Below are 13,379 nucleotides of genomic sequence, written 5' to 3'. Positions count from 1 at the left end.
TCTTGTCGTTCCGGGACGGATCCGCGGGCGGTCAGCGGGGGAGCGTGCCGCGCAGCTTGCGCACGGCCGGCACGACGGCGGTGCGCGCCTTGCGGGCGGCCGGCAGCACCGCGGCGCGGACCTTGTGCACGGCGGGGGTTACGGCCTCCCGGGCCGTGCGCGAGAGCAGATAGGCCCGGTACATGAGCTGGTTGACGGGCAGGTCCCAGCTGCCCGGATAGCTGACCTCGTAGCCGCCGAAGGAGCGCTTGAACCGGGAGAAACCGGCCCACGGGTGGTCGGGCTCGTCCTCGGGACTGACGCCCCACATATCGAAGTGGCGGATGCCGGCGGCGCGGGCGTCCATCATCATGGTCACCACCAGCGGAATCCCGGCGTTGAGCTTGCGGTGGGCGTCGTCCGCCGCGGCGTGCGCGTACACCCGCGTGGCCTCCGTGTCGTAGGACAGCGCGGCCGCGATCGGCTGCCCGTCCAACCGGGCGATGAACAGTTTGGCCGCGCCGGCCGGGACCAGGGTCCGGGCTGCGTGCCGCAGGTAATCGTCGGACTGGGCCTTGAACTCCGCGCGCTCGGAGACGTCGTGCAGGAAACCCAGCAGGATTTCGATGTCCGCCGGGTCGGTGGAGACATCGAACGTGACGCCCTTCTTGTGGATATTGCGGTACAGGTTGCGGCTGGTGCTGCGCATGGCCGCCAGCAGGTCCTCTTCCGGCTGGCTCAGGTCCAGCATCCAGGTCAGTTTCGGCTGGACGTCCACCGGTGCCTTGACCAGGCCCAGCGACTGCAGCGCCGCCTGCGGCCGCTGGCCGAGGTCGGTGCCGACCGGTTCGATCCGCACGTAATGGGCGCGTTGTTCCGCGGCCAGGGACTGCAGGGCGGCCAGCGCGCGGATCAGGGCGGCGTTGTCTGCCGCGGCCGGGCCGTACGGGACGTACAGGAAGCGGCCCAGGGGCGTCTTTTCCGCGATGGCCAGGAAGTTCCAGCCGTCCCCGCTGCGTTCGAAGACCTGTTTGCCCAGGCTGCGTTGAAAGTCGGCCCAAGGCGCAGACTGCAGGATCGAAGCGGTCAAAGTGTTGCTCCCGTTCGTTGTTGATCGAATTCATGTGTGCCGCCCGAGGTGGTCACCGCGAACAGCACCGCGCCGGTTCCGGTGTCTCCGGCCGGGTGCACGTTCACCGGTTGTTCCGTGTCGGGGATGAACGCGGCATCGCCGCGGCCAAGCATCAGGTCGGACTTCGGGGAGTCCAGCAGCACGCTGCCGGACACGGCCAGCACGATCGCGGGGCCGTGCTGGGCCAGCGGCACCGGGCTGCCGCCGTCGGCCAGTTCGATGCGCTGGAGCTGGAACTCGGCAAAGGGCGGGCAGTACAGTTCCTGGCCGGCATCGGTGATGGTCGGTTTCACCATGGGCGGGGCGATAGGCCGGAAGTTCGTAATCTTCAGCAGTTCGGGCATGTTGACGAACTTCGGGGTGAGGCCGCCGCGCAGCACGTTGTCCGAGGCCGCCATGACCTCCACCCCGAGGCCCTGCAGGTAGGCGTGGATGTTTCCGGCCGGCAGGCACAGTGCCTGGCCGGGGGAGAGTTCGACCAGGTTCAGCAGCAGCGAGATCAACGCGCCGGGGTCGCCCGGATACAGTTCGCCCAGGCGGGCGACCGCTGCATATTCGGTGCCCAGGCTGCCGGCCGGTGTGGCCGCCAGCAGGCGGGTCGTGTCCGCGGCGAGCCGGGTGGAGCGTTCCCCGCCGTCCAGCAGCGCCACGAAGGCACCGCGGAGGGCCGCTTCCTCGTCGCCGCCACCCAACAGTTCCAGCACCTCGTCCAGGAGATCCAGGGCCGCGCCGGCGTCTGCCAGCCGTGGTTTCAGCCCGGCCAGCAGCCGCGCCGCGTCGCGCGGGGGGCGGAAACCGCACAGCGCCTGGAAGTCGCTGAGCGCGAAGATCATCTCCGGCTTGTGGTTGTCGTCCCGGTAGCTGCGCTGCGGGTCGTTGAAGGAGATGCCGGCCGCATTCTCCGCGGCGAACCCTGCGCGGGCCTGCTCGAGCGTGGGATGGACCTGGAGCGACAACGCGGAGTCGGCGGCCAGGACCTTGGTCAGGAACGGCAGCGTGGCGCCGAACAGGCCCAGGACCGTCTCGCCCAGGGCGGCGCCGGGGTTCTCCTTGATGAACTCGTCGAGCGGCCGTTCGCCTCCGGCCAGCTGCACCCGTGACGGGGAGTCGGGGTGCGCGCCGATCCAGAGTTCGGCTTCCGGCCCGCCGGACGGTTCCCGCCCGAACAGCTCGGCAATCGCCGTCGTCGAGCCCCAGGCATAGGGACGCACTACATTCGTCAACCGATACATGTGAAGCCTCTTCCTCGTCCTTGTTCCCACGATCCTCTCAGACCCCGCGCCGTTGCAGCATTCCGGCAGCACCCGCCCCCCACCGGGGGGACGCCGCCGGACCGGCGTGGCAGCGGGCCGGGATCAGGGGACCGAGCACTTGCCGTTGTTGGCCACCAGGGCGCCGAGCGTGGCGGTATCGCCGATCTCGGCCAGCTGCTGGAGATACTCCGCGGTGACCTGGGGCTCCGCCGGCGCCTCCGGGGCGTCGGCCGCATCCGGTGCCGCCTCGTCCGCGGGGCCGGCCCCGCCCTCACCGGCGGTGGTTTCTCCGCCACCGGAGCCGGCGTCGCCACCGGCGCCGCCGCCGTCGTCCTTGGGATCTTTCTGCCGAGTCTGCTCTTCCTGGGTGAACATCTCCTGAACGCGGGGATGAATCACCGAGAAGTCGGGGTAGGTGACAAAATTCTCCGCGGCGGTGCCGAAGTCCGGCGGTCCGATGGTTAGCCGCTTCACCTTCTGGTCTTTGGCCTTCAGCGCCAGCGAGACGAAGCTGCCCAGCTGCGCACTGGGAATGTCCGTCTCGACGACCTGTTCGCCGGCCTCGGCCAACTGCTGGAAGCGGGTCAGCACCGTTGCCGGGTCCAGCTGCTTGACCATCGCCGACATCACGCACTGCTGGCGCTGGACGCGATCGTAGTCGGTGGCGAATTCGCGGGAGCGGGCGTACCAGAGGGCGTGGTAGCCGTCGAGCTCCTGGACGCCCGGGGCGATCCAGCCCTTCGGCGGGTAGTGTTGATTGGTGCCGGGGATGGTCCTGTTGGAAATAGGCACCCAACCGCCGGCCTTGACCGTGATGCCGCCCATCGCGTCCACCAGGGCTTCGAAGCCGTCCATGTCCACGAGGGCATACGCCTGGATCTCGATGCCCAGGATCCCGCTCACGGCGTCCTTCATGGCCTCCGCGCCAGGGTTCTTGGCATCAGGGTAGCGGTCGGCGTGGTTTTGCTCCACGTCGACGTAGAGGGCGTTGATGATGCACTCGTCACCGCAGCTGAAACCTTCCGGATACACCTCGTGCATCGGCGAGTCCGCCGGGAACGGGGCGTTTTGGAAGTTGCGCGGGATGCCGAACATGACGGTCTGGCCGGTCTTCGCGTCGACGCTGACCACTTGGATGCTGTCCGGGCGCAGCCCCACCCGCCCGGCACCGGCGTCGCCGCCCATGAGCAGGAAATTGTAGCGGCCGTCCACCGGGTCGAACGCGGGCCGGGTTTCGAAGATGGAGCTGAAGGCGTTGCGGCTCACGTTGAGCAGGTAGGCGGCGTAGCCCAGGCTGCCGCTGGTGAGCACCATCAGGGCAACCAGCGTCACCGCCACCGCCGGTTTGGCGCCCGGGGCCAGCAGGTTGGGCCTGATGATGCGCAAGGTGTTCAGGAACAGGAACGCCCAGAACAGCGCCAGTGCCGCCAGCACCACAACGAGGGCCAGCGAACCCCAGCGGTCGGTGGCCAGGTTCACCAGCAGCGGCCAGTTCACCAGGGCCATGACGGCAGCGGCCACAACGGCCGCCCAGGCCAGCAGCGTCACGGCCAGGCCGCGCCGGCCCAGCCGGCGGTCCCCTGCCACGATCTGGGCGCTGCCCGGGACGAGCAGGGTCAGCAGCAGCAGGACGAAGGCGCGCTTGGTGCGCACCGGCGCCGGAGCGTGCTGGGGGTAGCGGACCGGATCGGTCACCCCGCGCGCCGAAGACCCCGACGGCTTCCTCGGCGGCTGGGGACCCACCGTCCTAGGCCTCGCCGGAGCCTGCGGCGCGTTCACGCAGCGCGGCTCCCTTGTCGTAGGCGGACCGGCGCAGGCCGGACGCGAACTCGAGCAGGGCCGGCTGCAGCCGCCCGGCCAATTCGTCACCACCGGCTGCCAGCATCCGCACGGCCAGCAGCCCGGCATTGCGGGCTCCGCCGATGGACACCGTGGCCACCGGCACCCCGGCGGGCATCTGCACGATGGAGAGCAGGGAATCCATGCCGTCCAGGTACTTCAGGGGCACCGGCACCCCGATCACCGGCAGCGGGGTTACGGAGGCGAGCATGCCGGGCAGGTGCGCGGCACCGCCGGCGCCGGCGATAATGATCCGCAGTCCCCGGGAGTGAGCGTCGCGGCCATAACCGATCATGTCCTCGGGCATGCGGTGCGCGGAGACGACGTCGGCCTCGTAGGGGACGCCGAATTCCTCCAGCGCCCGGGCGGCGGCCTCCATGACGGGCCAGTCGGAATCCGAGCCCATCACCACGCCGACTATCGGCTTGTTGCTCATGGTTTGCCTTCCTGGGGGTCCACGCCGTCGCGGACAATCGCCGCGACGCGGTCCGCGCGCCGGCGCAGTTCCTCCACCTGGGACGCATCGCGGCCCACCACATTGACGTGGCCGATCTTCCGGCCGGGACGGACAGACTTGCCGTAGCCATGCAGCTTGACGGACGGTTCGGCGGCCAGCGCGCGCGGATAGGCCGAGAACAGGTCGGTATTTGCGCCGCCCAGGTAGTTCTTCATGACGACGGCGCCGCCGAGCAGGGACGTATCGCCCAGCGGCAGATCCAGGATGGCCCGCAGGTGCTGCTCGAACTGGCTGGTGACCGACCCGTCCTGGGTCCAGTGGCCGGTGTTGTGCGGGCGCATGGCCAGTTCGTTGATCACGAAGCCTGCTCCGCGTCCCGGGGTGGCGAACAACTCGGCGGCCATCACGCCGGTGACGCCCAGCTCGTCGGCCAACCGGAGCGCCGCCTGCTGGGCCGCCTCGGCGACGTCCGCCGGCAGGTCCTGTGCCGGCGCGATCACTTCGTCGCAGACGCCGTCCACCTGGATGGTGTGCACCACCGGCCAGGCCCGTGCTTCGCCGGACGGAGTCCTGGCTACCAGCGCGGAGAGCTCCCGGCTGAAATCGACTTTTTCTTCGACCAGCAGCGCGCCGCCGGTGAACCAGTCGGCCGCCTCGGCGGCAGCATCCGCATCGCGGATGATCCGCACTCCCTTGCCGTCGTAGCCTCCCCGCGGCGTCTTCAGCACCACCGGCCAGCCAATCCTGCCGCCGAAGGCAACCAGCTCGTCGACGCCCGAGACGGGTGCCCACACCGGGTTTGGCAGCCCCAGCCTGTCCACCACCGCGCGCATGACCAGCTTGTCCTGCGCATGGATCAACGCGTCAGGATGCGGCTGCACGTTGACGCCCTCGGCAATCAGGGCCTGCAGATGTTCGGTAGGGACGTGCTCGTGATCGAAGGTCATCACGTCCAGGCCCTTCGCGAACCCCCGCAGCGCCTCCAGGTCGCGGTAGTCGCCCACGGGAGCCGTAGCCACGGCGGGGACCGCGGAAACATCGGCGGCCTCGGCCAGAACACGCAGTTCAAAGCCGAGCTCTACCGCACAGGGTGCCATCATTCGGGCAAGCTGGCCGCCGCCCACTACGCCGATCACTGGAAAACTCACCTAGTCAGGGTACCGAACAGGTTCCGGACGAGTCGCATTGCACTTCGCGCGGCGGGTACGTCCTAGGTAACGCCCAGACTGGCGCAATACAATAGTGCGTCGGCCGGCTCTGCTCCGGCATCCGAGCGAAAGGGATCCACCTTCGATCATGAACCGAACTATTTCCGAGCGCCTGCGCGCCATTGTTTCCCTTTTTTGGCGGGAAGTGGCGAAGTTCGGCACGGTCGGCGGGATCGCCTTCATCGTGGACAACGGCGTGTACTGGTGGCTGATCAACGGGCCCATGGACGACAGCGTGGTGAAGGCGCGGTTCGTGTCCGCCTCCGTGGCAACACTGTTCTCCTGGGTAGCCAACCGCTATTGGACGTTCCGTCATCGCCGCCAGGCGAACGTGTTGCGCGAACTGGTGCTGTTCATCGTCATCAACGTCATCGGCATGGTGGTCTCCGCCGGCTGCGTCTGGATAGCCCGCTACCCGCTGGAGGTGACGGACCGGACCATGCTGCTGTTCGCGGGCATCGTCGGCACGGTGCTGGCCACCGTGATGCGCTTCTTCGCCTACCGGTTCCTGGTGTTTAACGTTGAGCTGGACGCCGAGCCGGAGTTTGCCGAGGACCGCAAGATCTTCGAGCGCCACCCCGAGGACGATGCCGACCAGCCTCCCGCGGACGCGGCGCCGGAGGTCGACGGCCCCCAGGCATCGGGCACGGCGCGCGGCTAGGCGGGGTCCGGGCCGGATCGCCGGTTCACAGTTGTACGGTGACCCGTTCGCTGTCCAGCAACCGCTGGGTCACCCCTACCTCCGGGTGCACCAGCACGACCGTGCCGCCGCCCTGCCAGGTTGCCAGGGCTTCGCGAAGCACGTCCGGCCAGGGGGTGTGCGCCGGCACCAGCAGGTTCCTGGCCGCTGTCGGCCGGTCCAAAAGCCGGGCGAAGGTCAGCGCTCCGCCGTCGTCCTCCAGTGCCAGACCGTTTGCCGCCAGGGAATCGATTCCCAGGTATTCATCCGCGTAGGAGCGGACCTCGGCCGCGTAGTCGAGGACGCCGTCGGGCAGTTCCCCGGGCCAGCGCAACTGGAGCGCGCCCAGGGCGACCAGGACCTGGTGTCCGCTGCCTTCCCGCACCAAAAGGGCCGGATCCGCGGCCACCACCACGTCGGCGCTCCGGGCGGCCTCGCCCAGCCGGACGGTGGCGCCGGCCTGCCACGCGGCCAGCGCCCAGACCAACGACCGCCAGTGCGGGTCCATCAGAAGACCCACGCTCGTACCCTCGGCGGCGTCCAGTTCCTCGGCCAGCAGGTTCGCCGTCTTGGCCACCCAGTTGTCCAGCACGCGCCCGGACAGCTCGATGCGTTCGCCCTCCGGGCCGTACCAGACCAGGCAGGGGGACGAGCCCGGGCGCATTCGGGCCAGCAGGTCGGTGATCGTGGCGGGGGTGCTCACGGTGCTCCTTAAGGTCGGGTTCGTGGCCCAGCCGGAGGCCGGCTGACGCCTGCACGCGGTATTTGTGACGCACATCACGGGGGCGGGCCCTCGCGTGGCGTACGCGGATTTCGCTGCCGGGTCTCTAAGATTCCCGCCGGCGCTTGACTTGAATGTATTACACCCATGTAATTAGTTATTAAACGTGTAACAGCATGCTTGTGTCCGGCGCTGAGATCCAGCGCTGCACACGAATCTAACACCATGCTGGTACAGGAACTCCGGGAGGGCTGATGGGGCAGGCAGAACGTAGTGCGCACCGGCGGGAGCTCGAAGCGCAGGCTTCGGCATCGCACGGATCGCGCGGCGTACCGGCAGACTGGTATGTGGATCCGGCAGATCCGACGGCGGCAGAACGCTTCCGCGAATCCAGCCAGCAGACACTCGAGGACGCGGCCACCGCCTTCCTCGCCGCGCACGAAGCGTTGGCGGAGGGGCCCGGGGCCGAGGTATTGGAGCTGACTGCTCCGCGCCTGCTCCGGGAACCGGCCGAGGCCGACCCGGCGCCGAAACCGCAGTGGATCGGGCTGCCGGGCTTCGGCGCCGGCTATGAGGACGAGGGAGAACTCGGCTGGCAGGCCGATGCCCTGTGCGCCCAGACGGACCCGGAAGCGTTCTTCCCCGAGAAGGGCGGATCCACCCGCGACGCGAAGAAGGTGTGCGGCGCGTGCACGGTGCGCTCGCAGTGCCTGGAGTACGCGCTGGCCAATGACGAGCGTTTCGGCATTTGGGGAGGCCTGTCGGAGCGCGAGCGCCGCCGGCTGCGGAAAAGAGCGCTCTGATTCAGCAGCAAGTTCGCGTCACCGCCGTTGTGGTAGCCCACGACGGCGCTTCCTGCCTGCCCCAAACCCTGGCAGCCCTGGCCCGGCAGACGAGACCCGCCGATGCCCACGTCGGGGTGGACACCGGATCGTCCGACGGGTCCGCTGACCTGCTGCGCGCGCAACTGCCCGCCGGCAGCCCGGTGGCCGCGGCTTCCCACCGCGCCGGGTTCGGCGCCGCGGTCCGGGTGGGGCTGGCCGAGCTGCCCAAGCACGCCCCGGACGACGGTCCGGCCCAGGAATGGCTGTGGCTGCTCCACGATGATTCCGCCCCGGAGCCTGATGCGCTCGAGGAACTGCTGCTCGCCGTGGAAACGGCACCGTCGGTAACCATCGCCGGCTGCAAACAGGTGGACTGGGACGACCCGCGCCGGCTGGTCGACGTGGGCCTGACCGTGAGCCGCTGGGCCGAACGGCTGACCATGATCGACGTCGACGAGATGGACCAGGGCCAGTACAACGGCCGCAGCGACTTCTTTGCCGTCAACTCCGCCGGCATGCTGGTGCGCCGCGACATCTTCGACCAGCTGGGCGGGTTCGATCCGGCCCTGCCCGGGACCGGTGACGACGTGGACCTGTGCTGGCGGAACCGGCTGGCCGGCCACCGCGTGGTGGTTGTCCCCACCGCGAGGGTTCGCCACGCCGCCCGGACCGGCGACCACGGCACCGCAAGGGCAGCCCGCAAGGCTCAGATCCACCTCCGGCTCAAGCATGCGGCCTGGTGGCAGGTGCCGTTCCTGTGGATCGGGGCCCTGCTCGGCGGGCTGTACAGCTTCCTGGCCTCGGTGGTCGCCAAGGACCCCATGCACGGGCTGCGGCAGTTGGGTGCCACCCTTGCCGCCTTGTTCCGACCCGCGGGCTTTTTCGCGTCCCGGCGGCAGGCCGCCAAGACGCGCAGGACCTCGCGGGCCATAGTGCGCCCGCTGATGGTCCCGCGGCGCGAGGTCTGGGCCTACCGGCGGTCACTGGCCGAGTCGCTGCGGCCCGAGCTCGCGGTCGGCGTCGTGGGCGACGGCTCCGGATCGGATGCCGGCGGCAGCGACCAGCCCACAGGCGGATCCGACGACTTCGCCGCCCTCGCCGCGCCCGCCCGGACCTGGGTGGGTACGGGACTGGTGGCCGCCGCCGTCGTGCTGGCCCTCGTCTCCACGGTGGGCATGTTTGACTTCTTCGGGGCGCCGGCGCTGGTGGGCGGCGGACTGCTGCCGGTCTCGGCCACCGTCGCCGAAATCTGGCACAACGCTTCGAGTTGGTGGATCTCGCTTGGCTCCGGCGTCCCCGGGCACGGCGACCCCTTTGGCTACGTGCTGGCGGTCCTGGCCGTGCTGGGTTTGGGGAACGGTTCCGCCGCCGTCCTGACGCTGGTGCTGCTGGCCATGCCGTTGGCCGCCGCCGGCGCATGGTTCGCTGCCGGGGCCTTCACACAGCGGCGCGGCCTGCGCTTCTGGGCCGCGATGTTCTGGGCGAGCGTTCCCGCGTTCCAGGTCGCGTTGGGCACGGGCCGCCTGGGCGCGCTGATCGCCCACCTGCTGATCCCGTGGGCCGTGCTCGGCCTGCTGCGCGCCACCGGCTCCGCCGTCCAACGCGCCGACGCCAACCGGCCCCTGCTGCCGCACGAAGCCGTGCACAAGCCCGGGATCAACGGGAATCCCTCCTGGACGGCGGCGGCAGCGGCGGGACTCTGCCTGGCCGGCATCACGGCGTCGGCACCGGCGCTGCTGCCGGTGGTCGTCGTCTTCATCGCCGTCCTGATGCTGGCCTTGCGCCGCCGGGCCAAGACCGTCTGGTGGGCGCTTATCCCGCCGCTGGCACTCGCCCTGCCGATGCTCGTCGCCGGGCTGGACCAGCCGCGCGCGCTGCTGGGCGATCCCGGCCTGCCGCTGGCCTTCCACGCCGCCCCGCTGTGGCAGCAGCTGATGGGCTTCCCGCTCGCCTTCGGCCCCGCCGACGGGCTGGCCGGGGCCGGGATGCTGGAGAAACTGGCCCAGGGTCCGTGGGCGCTCGCCTACGCGCTCGTCGTCGCCGTGCCGGTGCTGGCGCTGGCCGTGGCCGGGGCGGTCACGGGCAAGGGTGCCGGCCGCGCACGGTTGCTCTGGCTCGGCGTGTTCCTGACCCTCGCGGCCTCCTTTGGTTCATCCCTGCTGGCCACCGCCGTCGCACCGGGAGCGGTGGTGACACCGTTCACGGGTCCCTTTGTCTCGCTGGCCCTGTTCCTGCTTTTGGGCGCGGCACTGATCGCCGGGGACCGGCTGCGGCACGACCTTGCCGCAGCCGGGCGCCCGTCCTCGGGCCTGCGGCGCACCGTGGCCGTGGCCGCCGCCGTCCTGATGGCGCTGGGCCCGGCAGCGAGCCTGGCGCACTGGCTGGTGCCCCAGTTCACCGGCTACACACCGTCCAGCGAGGCGCGGACCCTGACGGACTTCGGTACGCAGCTGAAGGTAACGCCCGGGGCCGGCCGCACGCTGCCGGCCACCTCTGCGGACAGCGGGACCGGGCCGGAACAGGCCCGTGCGCTCGTGTTGACGGCGGGAACCGGCGGCGCGGTGACCGCTGCCGTGATGCATGGCAGCGGCACCACCCTGGACCAACTCTCGGCCATTTACTCGGCGCGGGCCCTGGCCGGTCCGCTCACCGAAGCCCAGATGCGCTCCGACGACGACGCCGACGCAGAATTGCGGAACACCGTGGCGGTCATCGTTGCCGGCACCGGCGTGGATCCGCGGCCGTCCCTGGTGAGGCTCGGCGTGGACTTCGTGGTGCTGCAGGAGTCCGATACGGCGGCCGAACTGCTTGCCGGCCGGATCGACGCCGTGCCCGGACTGACCTCCGTGGGACGCACCGACTCCGGATGGCTCTGGCGGGTGGTCGGAGCGACCGGTAAGGACGGCACCGCGGCAGGCCAACTGACCGCCCGGGTGCGCCTGGTCGATGCCAACGGCGACCTGCTGCAAACCGTGCCGTCCGGCTGGACCGCGGCGGCCGGGGAGATTCCCGCCGGCGAGCCCGGACGTCGGCTGATCCTGGCCGAGCGGACGGACCCGGGCTGGACCGCCACCCTGAACGGCCGGCCGCTGGAATCCTCGCAGGACGGCTGGGCCCAGGCGTTTGAAGTGCCGGCAGCAGCGGGTACCGTGAAGATCGGCTATTCGAGCCCGTGGTCGCCGTGGATCGGCATCCTCCAGGTGCTCGCCATCGGACTGACCGTCCTGCTCGCCATACCGATCCCGGCCCGGCGGCGGTTCGCGCCGCGCCGCATCGACCACATCAAGACCACCGGGGCGGATGCCGGCCCCGCGGAACTGCGCAGGGCGGCATTCGAAGACCCGGCCGACGGCGGCGCAGTTGCCCTGGCCGGAAAAGGACAGCAACTATGACCGAGACGGGTGGCCGCGGCGAGGAGCCGCGGGCGAGAGAGGCGGCGATTGGGCCAACGGCCGCTGCCGCATCCGCACCTGATGGCGTGCAGCCGGACCGGGACAGCGCGGCCGAGCCCGTGCAGCCGGACCGGGACAGCGCGGCCGAGCCCGTGCAGCCGGAGCGGGACAGCGCGGCCGAGCCCGTGCAGCCGGAGCGGGACAGCGCGGCCGGGCCCGTGCAGCCGATCGACCGCAAGGCCGCCAAGCGGGCTGCGCGGCGGGACCGGGCACGCGATGCCGCCGCGGGCAAGCCTGCCGCACGCTCCGGCAGTTCCACCGCCGGCGGCACGCCGAAGCGCGGCGGCCGGCGGACGCTGGGCGCCGTCTCCGGGGCGGGCCTCCTGCTGCTGACCGGAGCCGCGGTAGCCGCCGGCAGCCTGGCGGACGTGCCGGGCGCGGCCGCCGAGCGACCGCCCGTGTCCGCTGCCGTTCCGGCCGGAGACTACACCGCGGTCTGCCCGGAGCCCCTGCGGCTGCTGGACAGCGCGGCCGAAGACACCGATCCGCAGTTCAGCCCGGTCTCCACTACGGCGCAGACCAGGGCGCGGGCCCTGGTGTTCAGCGACCTCGGCGGCAATGTCCCCGGCAGCGAGCTGACGGAACTGGGCGCGGGCACTCCGCTCGCGCGCATCGCGGAACCGACGGAAAAGTCATCCGGCGAGACCAAGATGGTGGCGTCCGTGGTGTCCGGCCAGGACCTGTCCGCTCCCACCGTGCTGCGGGCCGCCCCGATGGGGGAGACCACCGCGCTGGCCGGCGCGGCGATGACTTACCGGGCCTCCGACGGCGACCTGCGCGGACTGGCCGCTGCCAACTGCATGGCACCGGCCAATGACTTCTGGCTGCTCGGCGCGTCCACCACCGTGGGAACCACGTCCGTGCTGAAACTGCACAACAGTTCCCAGACACCCTCCTCGGTAGACCTCGAACTGGTCTCGTCCGAGGGGCAGGTCCAGGCTGCCGGCACCCGCGGGCTGCTGGTCGCTCCCGGGGAGTCACGCTCCATCGTGCTGGCGGGAGTGGCCGCAAACCAGGAATCCCTGGCCGTGCGCGTACAGTCCTCCGGCGGCCCGGTGACCGGCTTCATCCAGCAAAGCGTCCTGCGCCAGCTGACCCCCGGCGGCGTCGAGTTGCTGCAGGCGTCGGCCCCGGCCGGCACGCGGCAGGTGGTCACGGGAATTACCGTCCAGGACCAGAAACCGGCACGGGCCATCCGGGACCAGGACGGTTATGAGGACGCGGCGCCGGCGCTGGACGTGGCGGTGCCCGGCGTGACCGACGCGGTCTTGGAAGTGCGCGTCTTCGGTTCCGACGGCCCGGTCAGCCTCCCGGGCGGCGGCGTCGTCACCGCGGCGGCCGGGAGCGTCACCAGGGTGCCGCTGGAGTCGTTGCCGGCCGGCACGTATTCCGTCGAAATCAGCGCCGACGTGTCCATCGCTGCCGCCGCGCGGGTCAGCAGGGGAACCGAGGCGGGCGAACCGGTGGACTTCGGATGGTCCCCCGCGACCGGCCGCCTCGGAAGCAATCATCTGGCGGTCGTGCCGGGCGGTGTCAGCTCCCGCATGGCCTTCAGCGCGCCGTCGGGGGACGCCCGGGTGGAAATCACGCCGGTGGATCCGAAGGGCAGACTGGGGGAGAAGCAGGCGGTGACCGTGCCCGCCGGAACCACCGTGACCCTTGATCCCCGGGCAGACGGCGCCGACGCTGCGGCCCTGTTGATCAGCGCGTCCGGCGAAGCCGTCTACGGCGCCCAGGTCCTGACCGACGGCGGTGCTCCCGACGTTGCGGTCCTGCCGGTGCCCGCCGGCACCCAGGCGCAGACCGCGGTGCCGGTCGATATCGGGTACTAGGGA

The 13,379-nt window shown here is 70.6% G+C and carries 10 protein-coding genes; 4 read left to right on the top strand and 6 right to left on the bottom strand.

What is annotated here, in order from left to right; translation table 11 throughout:
- Window positions 1-31 precede the first annotated feature (31 nt).
- The 5 genes from AC5RVG_RS14430 to AC5RVG_RS14410 form a co-directional block, all read right to left on the bottom strand.
- The gene (locus AC5RVG_RS14430; RefSeq protein WP_494014362.1) at window positions 32-1,069 is read right to left on the bottom strand and encodes a lipid II:glycine glycyltransferase FemX; all 1,038 of its coding nucleotides are present in this window, start codon (window positions 1,067-1,069) and stop codon (window positions 32-34) included.
- Window positions 1,066-2,343, bottom strand: a complete 1,278-nt coding sequence (gene manA, locus AC5RVG_RS14425) for a mannose-6-phosphate isomerase, class I (protein ID WP_494014361.1) — start codon at window positions 2,341-2,343, stop codon at window positions 1,066-1,068. Before manA ends, AC5RVG_RS14430 begins: the two co-directional genes overlap by 4 nt.
- 123 nt (window positions 2,344-2,466) lie before the next feature.
- Window positions 2,467-4,059, bottom strand: coding sequence for an LCP family protein (locus AC5RVG_RS14420; RefSeq protein WP_494014360.1), 1,593 nt, complete (start codon window positions 4,057-4,059; stop codon window positions 2,467-2,469).
- A 52-nt stretch (window positions 4,060-4,111) separates the two neighbouring features.
- On the bottom strand, window positions 4,112-4,639 hold the full coding sequence (purE, locus tag AC5RVG_RS14415; protein ID WP_494001448.1) for a 5-(carboxyamino)imidazole ribonucleotide mutase: 528 nt from the start codon (window positions 4,637-4,639) through the stop codon (window positions 4,112-4,114).
- Window positions 4,636-5,808 (bottom strand): 5-(carboxyamino)imidazole ribonucleotide synthase, encoded by a 1,173-nt coding sequence (locus tag AC5RVG_RS14410; RefSeq protein WP_494014359.1) that lies wholly within the window; start codon window positions 5,806-5,808, stop codon window positions 4,636-4,638. The genes purE and AC5RVG_RS14410 overlap by 4 nt, the downstream gene beginning before the upstream one ends.
- A 148-nt stretch (window positions 5,809-5,956) precedes the next feature.
- On the opposite strand from AC5RVG_RS14410, the gene AC5RVG_RS14405 reads away from it, so the two are divergent.
- Window positions 5,957-6,529: a GtrA family protein gene (locus AC5RVG_RS14405; RefSeq protein ID WP_494014358.1), complete on the top strand. Its 573-nt coding sequence runs from the start codon at window positions 5,957-5,959 to the stop codon at window positions 6,527-6,529.
- A 25-nt stretch (window positions 6,530-6,554) separates the two neighbouring features.
- Here AC5RVG_RS14405 and AC5RVG_RS14400 read toward each other — a convergent pair whose 3' ends face one another.
- A complete protein-coding gene (locus tag AC5RVG_RS14400; protein WP_494001446.1) occupies window positions 6,555-7,250 on the bottom strand; it encodes a TIGR03089 family protein in 696 nt (231 codons plus the stop codon).
- A gap of 272 nt (window positions 7,251-7,522) precedes the next feature.
- Here AC5RVG_RS14400 and AC5RVG_RS14395 point away from each other — a divergent pair, with 272 nt between their 5' ends.
- The 3 genes from AC5RVG_RS14395 to AC5RVG_RS14385 are packed head-to-tail and all read left to right on the top strand — an operon-like array spanning window position 7,523 to window position 13,376.
- Entirely contained in the window at window positions 7,523-8,071 is a 549-nt protein-coding gene (locus AC5RVG_RS14395; RefSeq protein ID WP_494001445.1) for a WhiB family transcriptional regulator, read from the top strand.
- 29 nt (window positions 8,072-8,100) lie between these two features.
- The gene (locus AC5RVG_RS14390; RefSeq protein WP_494014357.1) at window positions 8,101-11,484 is read left to right on the top strand and encodes a glycosyltransferase; all 3,384 of its coding nucleotides are present in this window, start codon (window positions 8,101-8,103) and stop codon (window positions 11,482-11,484) included.
- Window positions 11,481-13,376 carry a DUF5719 family protein gene (locus AC5RVG_RS14385; protein WP_494014356.1) on the top strand — a complete coding sequence of 632 codons (1,896 nt, stop codon included), beginning with the start codon at window positions 11,481-11,483 and terminating at the stop codon, window positions 13,374-13,376. Before AC5RVG_RS14390 ends, AC5RVG_RS14385 begins: the two co-directional genes overlap by 4 nt.
- The last annotated feature ends 3 nt before the right edge of the window (window positions 13,377-13,379 follow it).

This window comes from Arthrobacter senegalensis, from assembly GCF_059091765.1.
This window is presented reverse-complemented; position numbering and strand designations above follow the sequence as displayed.